13 protein-coding genes are annotated in these 14,031 nt (G+C 61.7%); 5 read left to right on the forward strand and 8 right to left on the reverse strand.

What is annotated here, in order from left to right; all coding sequences use genetic code 11:
• Positions 1-21 precede the first annotated feature (21 nt).
• Genes cobJ through cobG form a run of 4 tightly spaced genes read right to left on the reverse strand, consistent with a single transcriptional unit; the run spans position 22 to position 4,493 of the window.
• A complete protein-coding gene (gene cobJ, locus ACZ25R_RS23415; protein ID WP_472462353.1) occupies positions 22-1,719 on the reverse strand; it encodes a precorrin-3B C(17)-methyltransferase in 1,698 nt (565 codons plus the stop codon).
• The gene (locus tag ACZ25R_RS23420; protein WP_346305830.1) at positions 1,716-2,456 is read right to left on the reverse strand and encodes a precorrin-2 C(20)-methyltransferase; all 741 of its coding nucleotides are present in this window, start codon (positions 2,454-2,456) and stop codon (positions 1,716-1,718) included. The genes cobJ and ACZ25R_RS23420 overlap by 4 nt, the downstream gene beginning before the upstream one ends.
• Complete coding sequence (locus tag ACZ25R_RS23425) at positions 2,456-3,082, reverse strand: precorrin-8X methylmutase (protein WP_472462354.1); 627 nt, start codon at positions 3,080-3,082, stop codon at positions 2,456-2,458. The genes ACZ25R_RS23420 and ACZ25R_RS23425 overlap by 1 nt, the downstream gene beginning before the upstream one ends.
• A complete protein-coding gene (cobG, locus tag ACZ25R_RS23430; protein WP_472462355.1) occupies positions 3,075-4,493 on the reverse strand; it encodes a precorrin-3B synthase in 1,419 nt (472 codons plus the stop codon). The genes ACZ25R_RS23425 and cobG overlap by 8 nt, the downstream gene beginning before the upstream one ends.
• A gap of 138 nt (positions 4,494-4,631) precedes the next feature.
• Here cobG and cbiE point away from each other — a divergent pair, with 138 nt between their 5' ends.
• Positions 4,632-5,849: a precorrin-6y C5,15-methyltransferase (decarboxylating) subunit CbiE gene (cbiE, locus tag ACZ25R_RS23435; protein ID WP_472462356.1), complete on the forward strand. Its 1,218-nt coding sequence runs from the start codon at positions 4,632-4,634 to the stop codon at positions 5,847-5,849.
• Positions 5,850-6,029: 180 nt separating this feature from the next.
• Positions 6,030-7,079: a DUF475 domain-containing protein gene (locus tag ACZ25R_RS23440; protein WP_472462357.1), complete on the forward strand. Its 1,050-nt coding sequence runs from the start codon at positions 6,030-6,032 to the stop codon at positions 7,077-7,079.
• 70 nt (positions 7,080-7,149) lie between these two features.
• On the opposite strand, the gene ACZ25R_RS23445 is transcribed toward ACZ25R_RS23440, so the two are convergent.
• The 3 genes from ACZ25R_RS23445 to ACZ25R_RS23455 form a co-directional block, all read right to left on the reverse strand.
• Complete coding sequence (locus tag ACZ25R_RS23445; RefSeq protein WP_346305826.1) at positions 7,150-7,626, reverse strand: SRPBCC family protein; 477 nt, start codon at positions 7,624-7,626, stop codon at positions 7,150-7,152.
• 91 nt (positions 7,627-7,717) lie between these two features.
• Positions 7,718-8,959: an RNA polymerase sigma factor gene (locus ACZ25R_RS23450; protein WP_472462358.1), complete on the reverse strand. Its 1,242-nt coding sequence runs from the start codon at positions 8,957-8,959 to the stop codon at positions 7,718-7,720.
• Positions 8,956-9,330: a YciI family protein gene (locus tag ACZ25R_RS23455; RefSeq protein WP_223613625.1), complete on the reverse strand. Its 375-nt coding sequence runs from the start codon at positions 9,328-9,330 to the stop codon at positions 8,956-8,958. Before ACZ25R_RS23455 ends, ACZ25R_RS23450 begins: the two co-directional genes overlap by 4 nt.
• Before the next feature lie 209 nt (positions 9,331-9,539).
• Between ACZ25R_RS23455 and ACZ25R_RS23460 the strand changes: the two genes are divergently transcribed.
• Positions 9,540-10,424: a methyltransferase domain-containing protein gene (locus ACZ25R_RS23460; protein ID WP_472462359.1), complete on the forward strand. Its 885-nt coding sequence runs from the start codon at positions 9,540-9,542 to the stop codon at positions 10,422-10,424.
• Positions 10,425-10,448: 24 nt separating this feature from the next.
• Here the strand turns inward: ACZ25R_RS23460 and ACZ25R_RS23465 are convergent, their stop codons facing one another.
• Positions 10,449-11,645 (reverse strand): FAD-dependent oxidoreductase, encoded by a 1,197-nt coding sequence (locus ACZ25R_RS23465; protein WP_472462360.1) that lies wholly within the window; start codon positions 11,643-11,645, stop codon positions 10,449-10,451.
• Positions 11,646-11,785: 140 nt separating this feature from the next.
• On the opposite strand from ACZ25R_RS23465, the gene ACZ25R_RS23470 reads away from it, so the two are divergent.
• On the forward strand, positions 11,786-12,916 hold the full coding sequence (locus ACZ25R_RS23470) for a GNAT family N-acetyltransferase (RefSeq protein WP_472462361.1): 1,131 nt from the start codon (positions 11,786-11,788) through the stop codon (positions 12,914-12,916).
• 85 nt (positions 12,917-13,001) lie between these two features.
• On the forward strand, positions 13,002-14,000 hold the full coding sequence (locus ACZ25R_RS23475; protein WP_472462362.1) for a glycosyltransferase family 2 protein: 999 nt from the start codon (positions 13,002-13,004) through the stop codon (positions 13,998-14,000).
• Positions 14,001-14,031: the final 31 nt, after the last annotated feature.

Genomic DNA, 14,031 nt, shown 5'->3' on the forward strand with positions numbered 1-14,031 from the left:
CACCGGGCGATGAGATTCCCTTCAACCGGCGGGCTTGGTTCCGTACCAGCGCGGAGTATAGACCCACTGGCCGCCATCCACCCGGTCAAAGCTCCGGGTGAGGGATGATCCAACGAGAATGACCGTGCGCATGTCGACCTGCTCGGGTGTGAGGTCCGCCAGGGTGATGACGCGCAGGGTTTCCGCCGGACGGCCGATGTCGCGGCCAAGCACGATGGGCGTTTGCGGCGCCCGGTGCTGGCGCAGGATTTCGATGGCGCGCGGCAATTGCCAGGGGCGCGGTTTGGAGATCGGATTGTAGAAGGCCATGGCGAAATCCGCTTCGGCCGCCAACGCGATACGCTTTTCAATGATGTCCCACGGTTTCAGATTGTCGGACAGCGACAGGATGCAGAAATCATGGCCGAGCGGTGCACCGCTGCGGCTGGCGGCCGCCATCGCGGCGGAAACGCCGGGAAGAATCTGCAGGTCGACCCCGTGCCAGGCCGGATTGTCGGATTCATGCAAGGCCTCGACCACGGCGGCAGCCATGGCGAACACACCGGGATCGCCGGATGAAATCATCACCACGGAACGGCCGGAGGCGGCTAGTTCGAACGCGTGGCGGGCACGCTGCATTTCCTCGCGATTGTCCGTCATGTGAATGATTTGATCGGGCCGGAAAGACCCGGCCATGCGTACATAGGTCTCGTAACCGAGAACGTCCTCGGCACGCTGCAGTTCCTGCCTGACGGCCGGGATCATGAAGTCAGGGTCACCGGGTCCAAGGCCGATGACCGCAAGGCGGCCGCGCCGATGTCCGGCGCGTGTCACGTCATCGGGCGTGGCCGCAACGGCGATGGCAAGCCTATCGTTGCCGCTTTGGCGCACCGGCTCCTTGATGAAGGCCGATAGGATATCTCCGGCACTGTTTCCGTTTGCCGGAAGCAGCCGCAGCGGCAGGCCAAGCTCAGCCGCAAGATGGTGGAGCGGGGCGCTTGCACTGCGTTCTTCGCTGGCGGCAAGGCAGACGACGGAAGCAAGCGCGATATTCTCCGCCGCAAGCGCGGCCCGCACCTCTTCAGCACTGAAATCACCGGCAATGCCGACAACCGCCACCTTGGGATGAAAGACCAGCTCGTTCTTCTGCGGGGTACTATCCGACGGTGTGACGCGGATATGCATCGTGCCGTTATCGGCGACCGGCAGGCGCGCCTCTTCCAGCCATGGCGCCGGACCATCGATCCGCACGGTCTGGCCGGCGAGAAGATCGGCGATGAAGCGCTTGCCGTCCTCGGGGTTCTGCAGATGGAATTCCGCCGGCGGATTGAGCAGGCAGGTGCCGAAGCGCAATTCGCCCGATGTGGTGATTGCAGGCGATACGCGAAGAATTGTAGAAAGCTGCCGCGCCAGCACATTGACGCCGGTGGTTCCGCCAAGCAGCGGCACCACGGCGCTGCCGTCATCGGCAATGGCGAGTACCGGCGGTTCGCCGCCCTTGTTTTCCAGCAACGGTGCAAGCGCGCGGATGGTGATGCCGGCGGAGCACAGGGCGGCAACGGCGTTGCCGTTGCGGTAGTGCGTGCGCAGCGTTTCGCCGAAATTGGTGTAGGTGTGATCGGCACCCTGCACGCGGCCTTCCAGCCCGTGAATGACCGCTTCGGGATAGTCAGCCTTGATCCGCAGCGCTGTTTCCATGCCCTGCGCGCTCAAAACCATCAGGACCAGCGGGGCTGTCATTCGCCGCCACCCTGCCATTTCTCGCCAGGCACCAGGATGAGCGAGAAATAGGGTGAGGACTCCGGATCGACATCGCGCAACGGCACAATGCGCTGCGCGTCCATGGTGGCGCGCTCGACGTAAAGGGCGCGGTCCATCAGCCCGAGGTCGGCGATGACGTCACGCACCTTCGCCAGATTCTTGCCGAGCTTCATGATGGCGGCCGCTTCCGTCGCGGCGAGGCGGGTTTTCAGCTCATGGGCCGGAAGCACGCCGGAGAGCACCGTCAATGTCTGGTTGCGGTAGACCAATGGCGCACCGAGCACGGCCGCGCCACCCAGAATGGAGCAGACGCCGGGCACGACTTCCGTCTCATACTGTTCGGCCAGCCGGTCGTGGATATACATGAAGGAGCCGTAGAAGAACGGATCGCCCTCGGCAATGACGGCGACATCCTTGCCCGCATCCAGATGCGTTTTGAGACGTTCGGTGATCTCGCCGTAGAAATCGCTGACGATGGCTTCATAGTTCATGTGCGCGGGCAGCTTTTCCGTGGTGACCGGATAGATCAGCGGCACAAGCAATTGGTTGTCGTTGAGATAGGTCTCGACGATGGTCAGCGCATTGCCCTTCTTGCCCTTGGCCGCGTGGTAGGCGACAACCGGCGCCGCCTGCAGCAGCCGCAGGGCCTTGAGGGTAATGAGTTCGGGATCGCCGGGACCAACGCCCAGTCCGAAAAGCCGTCCAGGCTGCGGCATTATTCTTTCTCCGAAGCGAGTGCGTTGAGTGCGGCTGCGGCCATGGCGCTGCCACCCCGCCGTCCGTGCACGACGACGAAGGGAACGCCGCGGCTGTTTTCGGCCAGCGCCGCCTTCGATTCCATCGCGCCGACGAAGCCGACGGGAAAGCCGAGAATGAGCGCGGGTTTCGGCGCGCCTTCATCGAGCATTTCGAGGAGACGGAACAGGGCGGTCGGCGCATTGCCGAAGGCCACCACGGCACCGGCGAGATGCGGGCGCCACAGTTCGAGCGCCGCCGCCGAACGGGTATTGCCCATGTCGCGGGCGAGGGCCGCGACGGACGGGTCCGAGAGCGTGCAGATGACGTCATTGTTGGCGGGCAGGCGCGCGCGCGTCACCCCTTCGAGCACCATGCGGGCATCGCACAGGATGGGTGCGCCGTTGGCGAGTGCGGCAACACCCGCTGCGCCCGCGCCTTCGGAAAAGGCGAGGTCCCCGATCACATCGACCATGCCGCAGGCATGGGCGACACGCACGGCCAGCTTTTCCAGATCGGCGGGAATGCGGCTGAGATCGGCCTCGGAGCGGATGATGGCGAAGGAGCGATCATAGATCGCCTGACCGTCGCGGATATAGTCAAGCATGCGGTGGCCCCCCAGAGCCGGAAGTGAGCGGCCTTTGGGTCAATGGCCGGGAATTCAACGGAAGGTTGCCGATCCAGTCGGCAGCTTCCTCGATAGTAACATGTGCAGCCAATAGCTTGCCAAAACGCGACGGTCCATTGGTCGCACGCAGAAATATGTTGTAGTACCCCGGTTCGGTTGCAACCAGCGTGACCGGTTTTGCCGAAGGCGAGGCGCAGGATTTGGCGCAGCCGGTCAGGTGAACCGCCATATCAGGAGCCATCTTGCGCAGCAATGCGCCGAGCTTGAGGCCATCGGCCTGCGTTGCGCCGAGCGCCGATCCGCAACCGGCGGAGCCTGAACAACTGATCATGGTTGCAAGCGGACTATCCGGCCGGGCGGCGAACCCAAGGGCTTCAAGCTCCCGCACTGTTTGCGATGCCGTGGCTTCGGGCACTTCAGGCAACATTATGCTCTGCCACGGCGTTATCAGCAGCTTTCCATTGCTGTTTTTTGCAGCCAGTGCCGCCACGGCGTCCAGCCTGTCGGGATCAAGGCGCCCGAGCGGCGGCATGGCGCCGGCAAGGCGGTGGTCGCTGCCGCGTTCCGGCATCAGGCCGAGATGACCGTGCGGGCGGGGCAAGGACCGGCGCCATTGATCGGCCTGTTCATTGCGTATTGAAAAATTCAGACGCTTTTCCAGCTGGGCGGCGAATGCGTCGCGCCCGATGGCTGCGATCATGTGGCGGAGCCGCGACGCCGCCGGATTGGCGGCATTCCAGTCGATGAACGCATCGAGAATCGCCGTAACCAGCTGCATGGCCCGGGATGCGCCGACACTGCCGAGGGCGGGCGTATCATCCGCTCCCGTCGGCGGTATGCCGGCAACGCCCAGGGCAAACCGGGGGCTCTCTGCGCCGATTGCGCTCAGCCAGATATCGTGGGGATGCTCCACCATAGCAACGCTTTCGCCGCCGTCGACGAGAATGGAAAATTTCGGCGACAGGCGCTGGTAGGAGGCATCGGTCTGCAGGATTTCGAGCAGCTGCAAGGCCAGCGGCCGCACGTCGAAACTGCCCGGCACGACACCGGCGATCGGGCTGACCATGACATTGCGCACATCGTCGCCCCGGTCGGTCAATGGCCCGAGCCCGGCGGCCAGCAGCGCTGCGATCAGCGGATTTTCCGTATCGGGCCGCACGCCGCGAATCTGCAGGTTGGCCCGGTTGGTGATCTCGATGACGCCATTGCCGAACTGCCGGGCTGCATCGGCAATGCGGTGCGCCTGTTCGGCACTCAGCGTACCGAACGTCAGTTTCACCCGGCATATCGCGCCATCAAGCGCCTTGGCCATGCGAAACAATCCGGGGCAGGCGGACCGCCGGTCTTCAATTCTGTTCGGGACTGCGTCCATGGTGCTTAACTGGCTCATCGGATCAGGGTTTTACAGGATGGCCGGTGCGGAGGAAAGAAATATGATCCGCAATTGCAACGGGCATGCTGTTTGAGCTTCGTTGACCCTTCCGGCGCTTTCGGGCATGCATAGCCTCTGCAATCAACGGGACATGACATGACGCCTTGGCTGACGATTATCGGGATTGGTGAAGACGGCTATGGCGGACTGGGTGCCAATGCCCGCGCCGCGCTGGACCATGCCACCACGGTTTTCGGCGGCAGGCGGCACCTCGAATTCCTGCCGGAAACACTTGGCGCAATGCGGATCGCGTGGCCGACGCCCTTTTCCGATGTCTATCCCACCCTGACGGCGTTGCGCGGCACCCAAGTGGTGGTGCTTGCCAGCGGCGATCCCATGCATTTCGGCATGGGGGCAACGCTGACGCGGTTCATCGACCGGAGTGAAATGCGCATTCTGCCCGCGCCGTCCTCCTTTTCCCTTGCGGCGGCGGCCATGGGCTGGCCGGTGCAGCAAGTCCAATTGCTCAGCGTGCACGGGCGGCCCGTGGAAACCCTGTTCAGATCATTCACGCCGGGAGCAAAGCTGCTGATCCTCAGCAATGATGGCGGCACGCCGGCGCAGGTCGCGCAGATGCTGGCGGCCAATGGCTTTGGTTCTGCCCGGCTTACGGTGCTCGAACATATGGGCGGGGCGGCGGAGCACCGCGTCGAGGGATTGGCCGGGGAATGGCATCACCCCCGGGGCGCCGATCTCAATGTTCTCGCGGTGGATTGCGGACCGGCCGAACCGGAGGCGCGGTCCTATCCCATCCTTTCGGGCCTGCCTGACGAGGCCTATGAGAATGACGGCCAGTTGACCAAGCGGGATGTCCGCGCCGTCACCCTGGCGCGGCTCGGACCGCGTCCGGGAGAGCTGTTGTGGGACGTGGGAGCGGGGTGCGGCTCCATCGGCATCGAATGGATGCGGAGCGATCCCTCCTGCCGGACAATCGCCGTGGAGGCCAATGACGGGCGGCAAGGCGTCATCGGGCGCAATGCCCGCGCGCTGGGTGTTCCGGATCTGCAGCTGGTCCGGGGGGAAGCCCCGGCAGCATTCTCTGGTCTGGCCAGCCCGGACGCCATTTTCATCGGCGGCGGCGTTACCGACAGCGGCGTGATGGAGGCCTGCTGGAACGCGCTGAAGCCGGGCGGGCGGCTTGTGGCCAATGCCGTGACCCTGCAGAGCGAGGCGGCACTGATCGGCTGGCGCGGCAGGTTCGGCGGCGAGCTGACAAAACTTGCCGTTGCGCAGGCGCAGCCGCTCGGTTCCTTTGATGCGTGGCGCTCCGCCTTGCCCGTGGTGATCTATTCGGTCCGCAAACCCGCGGATTGACAGCCGGACCGGAGCCGCGACAGGATTGCGACAGGATTATGCAGTCTAAGGGGGGCGGGTGATTGCTATTGCGCGCGAATTCATATTCAACCGGTACACAAGTTCCGATCTCTCGGTCGTGACCGCCGTTTTGATTTCCGGCCCCGATAGCAATCTGGGAGACTCTAGCAGGAATTAAATATGGCAACTTACAAGTACTTCACCTGGCCGTTTCTGTTCACGGCGGTTGGACTGGCGCTCGGCGCGTGGATAGGGTTCGTCTATTCGGGAACGGTCGAAGGCACATTATCAGTCCTCTTCATCTGTGCGGTGCTGGGCATTCTTGAAATTTCGCTGTCCTTCGACAATGCGATTGTGAACGCCAGGATTCTCCGGGACATGACGCCGGTCTGGCAGCGACGGTTTCTGACCTGGGGCATCATCATCGCCGTGTTCGGCATGCGGATCATCTTCCCGCTGGCGATTGTTGCGATCGCCGCGTGGATCGATCCGATTTCGGCGCTGAAGCTGGCCATTTCAAATCCGGAGCAATATGCGCGGATCATGCAGGACGCCCATGTCGGCATTTCCGCCTTTGGCGGTACGTTTCTCCTGATGGTCGGCCTCAAGTTCTTCTTCGATCATGAGAAAGACGTGCACTGGATTCGCGTCGTTGAAAGCCGCGCGTCCCGCTTTGCTTCGGTGCAGGGCATCGAGGTCGGCGTGGTCCTGGCATTGATCATCTTCTTTTCCAGGCAGCTCGAGGGTGCGGAGTCGGTGACGTTCCTGACGTCAGCCATTTACGGCCTGCTGACCTTCCTCGTGGTGGAGGGGCTTGGCGCGATTCTCGATGCTTCGCAGGAACAGATGGACACGGTCCACAAGGGCGGGCTTGGCGCTTTCCTGTATCTGGAAGTGCTCGATGCGAGTTTTTCGTTCGATGGTGTCATCGGTGCGTTCGCCCTGTCGACCAATCTGTTTGTCATTGCGATCGGTCTGGGCATCGGTGCGTTCTACGTGCGCGCGCTGACCATCATGATGGTGGAGAAGGAGACGCTCGGCCAGTACCGCTATCTCGAGCACGGGGCATTCTACGCGATCCTCGTGCTTGCGGTGATCATGTATTGCCAGACCTTGTTTCATATTCCCGAAGTGATCACCGGTTTCATCGGCGCGGCACTGATCATCTTCTCGCTCTGGTCGTCGATCCGCTACCGGCGCCGGCATCCGGATCAGGCGGAACACGCCTGATCCGCTTCAATGTCCCGACAAAAAGCCATCCGGGTTCCGGATGGCTTTTTTGCAGGTGAAATGAAGGGTTCTAGAGCCTGGCAGCGAGGGCTGCGAGCTGGTCGGTGCACAGACCCCAACCTGCATGAAAGCCCATTTTTTCGTGGGCTTCCCGGTCGGCCACCGTCCAGTGCCGGACAAGCGCGGTGTATTTCGTCTTGCCGCCGCCGGCATCTTCCAGCGTGATGATGCCGGTCATGAACGGTTTCTCCGACGGCTTCCAGTCGCTGGTATAGGCATCGGTGAAGACGAGCCGTTCGTTTTCGACGACTTCGAGATAGACGCCTTGATTGGGAAACTCGGTGCCATCGGGTCCGCGCATGACGATGACGCTGGTGCCGCCGGCGCGCACGTCCAGCTCGGCGTGCGGCGTTGTGTAGGGCAGTGGCGCGAACCACTGCTTGAGAAGGTCGACCTCGGTCCAGGCCCGGAATATGTTTGCACGGGGCGCATCGATGATGCGGGTAATGACGAGGTCGCGGTCGGTGATTTCGCTGGTGGATGTCATGATGGTCTCCTGCGTGAAGGGTTTCGATGCAAGGACGAATGGCAATCGGCGAGACCGACACGGCATCCGAATTTTTCCTATTTTTCCGCGATCAGTTCTGGCTGAGGCGGTCGAGATGCATGCGGATGTGGGCGGCTTCCGCCGGTGTATTGGCAAGGGCTATCGCGCGGTCGAAGGCAATGCGCGCCTCCCGGCTGCGGCCAAGCTGCATCAACAGCCCGCCCTTGACGCCGAAGAAGTGAAAATAGCCGGAAAGCCTGTCTTCCAGCGGCTCGATCAGCAGCAGCGCCGCTTCGGCACCATGCACCTTGGCCACCGCTATGGAGCGATTCAGCGTGACAACGGGTGAGGGGCTTATCCGTTCGAGCGCGGCATAGAGCTGATCGATTTCCAGCCAGTCCGTATCCTGCGGCTGCCGGGCCCGCGCATGCAGGGCGGCAATGGCCGCCTGCACCTGATAGGCACCCGGCTGCCGGTGGCGCATGGCCTTGTCGATCAGGGCAAGCCCTTCGGCGATCATCGTCTGGTTCCACAGGCCGCGGTCCTGATCGTCCAGCAGAACGACCGCGCCTTCCGCGTCGAATCGGGCCTTGGCACGGGCGTGCTGCAGCAGCAGAAGGGCGGTCAGCCCCATGATTTCCGGTTCCGCGGGGAAAATGCGCAGGAGCAGGCGCGCCAGCCGGATCGCCTCGTCGCAGAGCGGAAACCGCGCCGCCACTTCCGTGCTGCCTGCTGAATAGCCCTCGTTGAAGATCAGGTAGATCATTGCACTCACGGCCGAAAGCCGTTCTGCCCGCTCGAAGGCATCGGGTGTGTCGAACGGGATTTCGCCGGAGGAAATCCGCCCCTTGGCTCGGGTGATGCGCTGCTCCATGGCGCTTTCACCGACAAGAAACGCCCGGGCGATCTGACGGACCGAAAGTCCCGACACGATGCGCAGTGCCAGCGCAATCTGCTGCGTGGCCGGAAGATCGGGATGACAGCAGATGAACAGCAGCCGGAGGATATCGTCGCGGTAGTCGGCGCTGTCGATCTTCTCGGCGATGGCCGATTCGGCATCTCCGAGGTCGGACAGCAGGTCTTCGGGCGGCAGCGGTTGCTGCTTGGCCTGACGCCGGACGGTATCGATGGCGCTGTTGCGGCCGACGAAGATCAACCACGCCGTGGGATCGCGCGGCGGGCCGTTCTTCGGCCAGTTCTTCAGCGCGCGCAGACAGGCCTCCTGGAAGGCTTCTTCCGCCGTGTCGAGATTGCGGAAATAGCGCAACAGGGCACCCACGGCCTGCGGGCGCGCGGCTGTCAGCGCGGCATCGATCCAGGCCGGGTCGGTCATTGGGAACCCGATCCGGGTCTGAACAGGGCGATCGGGCGTATCTCGTAGGACCCCTGTCCGGGATTGGCCTGCGCCAGATCGCGGGCGATATCGAGTGCCTCGTCGAGCGATTCGCAGTCAACCACGTAGAATCCGAGAAACTGTTCCTTGGTCTCGGCGAAGGGGCCGTCGATGACGAGCGGCTCGCCGCGGGATTTGCGCAGCGTTGTCGCAGCAGTCGTGGGCAGCAGCCGGGCGACAGGCCCCAGCTTGCCTGATTTGGCGAGCTTGTCCTGCACGACACCAAGCCGTTCCATGACAAGGTCGTCTTCCTCCTTGGACCACGAACCGACCACGTCCTCCATGTTGTAGCAAAGTATGGCGTAAAGCATCCCGTTACTCCTTCTTCCTCAAGACGAACCACTATCGCTGATCCCGACATGAGGTCGAGAAAAATTGCAAGCCTGCGTCGGCTCGCCTTGCGGAGTGAAATTCGTTGGCAACCAGCGGTTGACGCTGGAAACGAAACTGCTCTCTAATGCCTGGCAGGCGAACATGCACAGCCAGCCGGCGGTTAAAGAATCAAGTGACGGGGTAATGAATGGGACACAGTATGCGCAATGCGGCCATGTACGGTATCGGCGTTGTTTTCCTTGCTCTGGCCTGGGCAAAAAACAAGCTGCAGGGCTATACGACGCCCAACAAGGTCGACCGTTCCGACACCGATGGCCGCATCGACTATGTCTACGACACCGTCGCCTCGTGGAAGCGGTATCTGCCCGCCGGCTTCGATCTGGAGGGCAAGGACGTCCTTGAGCTGTGTCCGGGGTCGTCGCTCGGCACCGGCGCCATCCTGCTCGGCTATGGCGCCAAGTCCTATCGTGCCGTTGACGTGTTCGAACTCGCGGGCACGGAGCCAGCCGCCTATTTTGCCAGACTTTTCGACCGGTTTCCGGAGCGCGAAGCCTATGCTCCCAGTATCGACCGGGCGAAACAACTGACCGAAGGCCCCGATTCCGACCTATTCAGCTATCGCGTCGGCCGGGATTTCGACATTCCACGGCTGGCGGACAACAGAAAGTTCGACCTGATCCTGAGCTGTGCCGCATTCGAACACTATGACGACATCGAAGCGACGATTGCCAATATCTCCAAGGTTGCCCGTAGCGGCTGCATCGCCGAGCACATTGTCGATTATCAGACACACTCCCGCTGGATCCGCGAGCAGGATCCGAACAATATCTATCGATACTCGGAAGGTCTTTACCGGCTGTTTTCCTTTCCCGGACAGCCCAACAGGCGCCGCCCGCTGGACTATGTCAGGGCATTCGAAGCCAATGGCTGGAAAAATGTCCGCGTCATCAATGCCCGTGCAATCCCGCAGGAGCATCTGGCCCGTTCCGTTTCGGGAATGGCGCCGCCCTTCGACCGGCCTGATATGCAGATGGACATGCTGTCCGGCGTGGTCATTGCGGAATGGCCGTGAACGGAAATCCCGATACGCCGCGACTTATTTGGGTGCCGGAGACCGCAGCTGCTTGACGGTGGCGCGCACCACATAGCGCGCACGGCCCAGCGTGTTGCTGCGCAACCGCCGCAATTTCCAGCGCATGCCAAGGTCGGTTTTGATCTTCTTTGCGTCGAAACTCATCTTCATTGCCGAAGCGTCCCGGGCTGTCTTGATGGGGTCGGCGTAAAATTCATGGATTTTTGCCTTGGACATGCCCGCACTTTTGAACCAGCGCGGAATATATGTGTTGCACAGCCGGTCCACGTCGGTGAGGGCTTTTTCAATCCCCGTGCCGGTGATCGGGCAGACGACGCAGAAGGCGTCCCCGATGAGAACAACCCCATCCTGTTCGTGATTGTGCACCTGTACCAGGTCAATGGGGCGGGCAATGACCGGACCGGCAATGGTGATTTCGCCAAACACCCTTTCCAGACCCGGCATCACTGTGCGCAGACCCTGCGCGGGCTGATCCCGGAATGTGCGGGTCCATTCCTCCGACGATGTCCGATAAACGAAGAAGTTGGCGCGAATTTTATCGCCTATTGGAAAGAGCGTGAGGTAGGACACGCGGTCATTGAATTTTGCCCCGTTCCACACAAGGGATGGAAAGGGAAAATGCGATCGCGGCTGTACCAGATCGAAACCGCAGCACAGCGAATGCTGCGGGCTTATGATGTCCCGTTCGATCCCGAGCTTCTTGCGGATCGTATCGCCGAGCCCCGTGGCAACGATCAGGAGCCGTGCGGTGAATTTCCGGCTATCGGACAATGTCACATGCTGCAGGTTTTCGCTGGTCGTAATGTCATCGACCCGGCCGACAATGGAACGCACGCCCGCAGGGATGGCACGGCGCACTGTATTGACCAGATCGGAATAATCGCCGCCATATTCGGGCGTCGTGGTTCGCTCGAACCGGCCGAATCGGTGGAGCCATACGCCGTCAAACGCGGTCACCTCGGCACGCACGACATCGCCAAGACCGATGCGCTCGAACAGCTCCATCTGGGTTTGCGCGACTTTCTCGGCGCGAAAGTCCGGCGGATGACGCTCGTGACTGCTGATCAGGGTCACATCGTAGCCCTGACGGAACAGCGCGGTGGCGGCACTGGCTCCTGCCAGCCCGCCTCCGATGATCACCACGTCGGTCTGGATGGGCTGTGCCTCCGTCCCTTGAATTGCCAATTCCGGTTCAACCATGCATGCTCCGCAGACCTGTAGACAGCTCGATCAATCAATGTGAAGCCGGATAATACAGCGTAAATAAGATGTATGTTAAACAATCGATTATGCTGGTTGTGGATGGAGTGTTCACGTATGCGTCTGTCGTGAAGGGGTGAATGTTTGTGATTCCAGAATATGATATCCGGGTTTACAGCCATCCCGATCAGCTCTCGCCTCAATGGCCGGCGGCCGGTACGGCCACGGATGCAAGGCAGTATATTTTCCAGACGACCACATTCCTGCAGACGTGGCTGGCATCCTATGGCACCCGGCCGGGCAATCGGCTTTGTCTGGTCGAGGTCTGGGATCTCTCCGGAAATCCGCTGTGCTTTCTGCCGTTCAGCCTCTCGTCCCGGCATGGCGGGCGCGTCCTCACCTTCGTCGATGATGGCGTGGCGGATTACAACGCGCCGATCCTGTTTCCCAACGGCGATGAATGGACGCGGACATCCGCCGAACAGCTGTGGAACCGGATTGCGAAAGCCTTGCCGCCGTTCGACATGGCGATCTTCGACAAAATGCCTGAGCAAATCCGCGACCGCACGAATCCGTTGTTCCTGCTGGCTGAAGACTTGAACGGCGAGTCGTGCCACCTGACAAACCTCAAGCGCAGCTGGCCGGAGGTCGATCAGTCGCAGCCGGGGTCGAAGAACCTGCGGAACCGGCATCGGGCGTTGGAGCGGCTGGGCGAATGCCGGCTGCTGATTGCCGGGACACCGGAAGAACGCGCCTTTGTTCTGGAGACGCTGCTTGCCCAGAAACAGCGCCGGTTTGAAGAAACGCAGGTGCCGGGTTTCGACAAGGAGCCGGAGAAGCAGAGCTTTTTCACACTGGGAACCGACAATTTTGCCGCGGCAAATGCGCTGCACCTGTCCGCGCTTGTCGTGAACGGCCAGGTTATCGCGGCGATGTGGGGGCTGGTCGAAGGCAGGCACTATTACGGGCTGGTGTTCACGTTTGAATCCGGCGAATGGTCCAAATATTCTCCGGGGCGGGTGCTGCACTATCTGCTGCTGCGCCATTTGCTCGATAGCGGCTATGATTGCCTGGACCTCGGCATCGGCGACGAGCCATGGAAGCTGAATTGCTGCGACGTCACCATCGACCTGAAGAAGATGACGCTTGTCCGCACGGCGCGGGGACGGATCATTGCAACGCGGTTGCGGGTGATGGAGAGGCTGCGTGCGACGCCCTTGTGGCAGAAACTCAGGCCGCTCAAGTGGAAAGTCTTACGCGCGTTGCGCTAATGCCATAAGAGATACGATAGTGAATACGCCATTGCGGGATGGCGGTGCAGTGTAGCGGTTTCCAGACTGGGGCAGGACTTGATTGATGACCGTTTCGATTATCATGAAAACGCTGAACGAAGAAAAGCGCATCGCAGCGGCCATTGAAAGCGCGCTGGAGGCCTTGCCGGGCGGCACGGTCGAAATCATCGTGGCCGATAGCGGTTCCACCGACCGGACGGTCGAAATCGCCATGCGCTATCCGGTGACCGTGGCGCAGATTGTCAATCCGGCCAAGCCCAGCTGTGGCATCGGCCCGCAATTGGGCTTCCAGTACAGTCATCACGATCTTGTCTGCCTCATGGATGGCGACATGCTGCTCGACAAGGATTTCCTCGCTGCGGCCATTGCATTTCTCGAAGCCAATCCCCGGGTTGCCGGGGTGACGGGACATGTGGTGGAAATGAACGTCGACAATCTCGAATTCACCCGCCGGGTGCGCCGGGTGTCGCCGGAAAACCGGACGGGATCGATTGACCGCATGAATGGCGGCGGCCTTTACCGCCGCGCCGCCATCGCCGAGGCCGGCTATTTCTCCGACCGCAATCTGCATGGCTATGAGGAATTCGACCTGGGCGTGCGCCTGCGGTCGCTCGGATGGGAGCTGCACCGGCTTGACCGCCGTTTCGTCGCGCATTTCGGCCACTCCATCAACGCTTACACGCTGCTGGTGCGGCGCTGGCGGTCGAAATATCTGCGGGGCGTCGGCGAATTGCTGCGTGCCGCGCTTGGCCGCCCCCATTGGAACAAACTGGTGCACGAACTGCCGGAACTTCGCCTGTGGGCCGGGGTCTATCTGTGGTGGCTGGCGATGATCGGGCTTCTGGTTTTCCTGCCCGACAAGAAGACGGCGCTATTGATCGATGCTGCTTTGATCGTTCTCGTCGTTGCCGCGATGAGCCTGAAACAGCGCAGCCTGTCGCTGGGCGTCTATGCCGTTGTTGCCTGGTGTTTCCATGCCGCCGCCCTGCCGCTCGGCTTTTTCCATCCCCGCCGCCAGCCGGATGACTGGATCGAGAGTAAGGTCGTCTCCAAGGATCACTAGGCTGCCCTCAAAGACACAGGAATGCACCGCA

It is taken from the genome of Phyllobacterium sp. RCAM01083, assembly GCF_055685835.1.

Coding starts and splice junctions, on each gene's coding strand:
- ACZ25R_RS23445 (WP_346305826.1), bottom strand. CDS start 7,626: ATGACATCCACCAGCGAAATCACCGACCGCGACCTCGTCATTACCCGC.
- ACZ25R_RS23425 (WP_472462354.1), bottom strand. CDS start 3,082: ATGCTTGACTATATCCGCGACGGTCAGGCGATCTATGATCGCTCCTTC.
- ACZ25R_RS23465 (WP_472462360.1), bottom strand. CDS start 11,645: ATGGTTGAACCGGAATTGGCAATTCAAGGGACGGAGGCACAGCCCATC.
- ACZ25R_RS23475 (WP_472462362.1), top strand. CDS start 13,002: ATGACCGTTTCGATTATCATGAAAACGCTGAACGAAGAAAAGCGCATC.
- ACZ25R_RS23420 (WP_346305830.1), bottom strand. CDS start 2,456: ATGCCGCAGCCTGGACGGCTTTTCGGACTGGGCGTTGGTCCCGGCGAT.
- ACZ25R_RS23470 (WP_472462361.1), top strand. CDS start 11,786: ATGTTTGTGATTCCAGAATATGATATCCGGGTTTACAGCCATCCCGAT.
- ACZ25R_RS23460 (WP_472462359.1), top strand. CDS start 9,540: ATGGGACACAGTATGCGCAATGCGGCCATGTACGGTATCGGCGTTGTT.
- ACZ25R_RS23455 (WP_223613625.1), bottom strand. CDS start 9,330: ATGCTTTACGCCATACTTTGCTACAACATGGAGGACGTGGTCGGTTCG.
- cobG (WP_472462355.1), bottom strand. CDS start 4,493: ATGAGCCAGTTAAGCACCATGGACGCAGTCCCGAACAGAATTGAAGAC.
- cbiE (WP_472462356.1), top strand. CDS start 4,632: ATGACGCCTTGGCTGACGATTATCGGGATTGGTGAAGACGGCTATGGC.
- cobJ (WP_472462353.1), bottom strand. CDS start 1,719: ATGACAGCCCCGCTGGTCCTGATGGTTTTGAGCGCGCAGGGCATGGAA.
- ACZ25R_RS23450 (WP_472462358.1), bottom strand. CDS start 8,959: ATGACCGACCCGGCCTGGATCGATGCCGCGCTGACAGCCGCGCGCCCG.
- ACZ25R_RS23440 (WP_472462357.1), top strand. CDS start 6,030: ATGGCAACTTACAAGTACTTCACCTGGCCGTTTCTGTTCACGGCGGTT.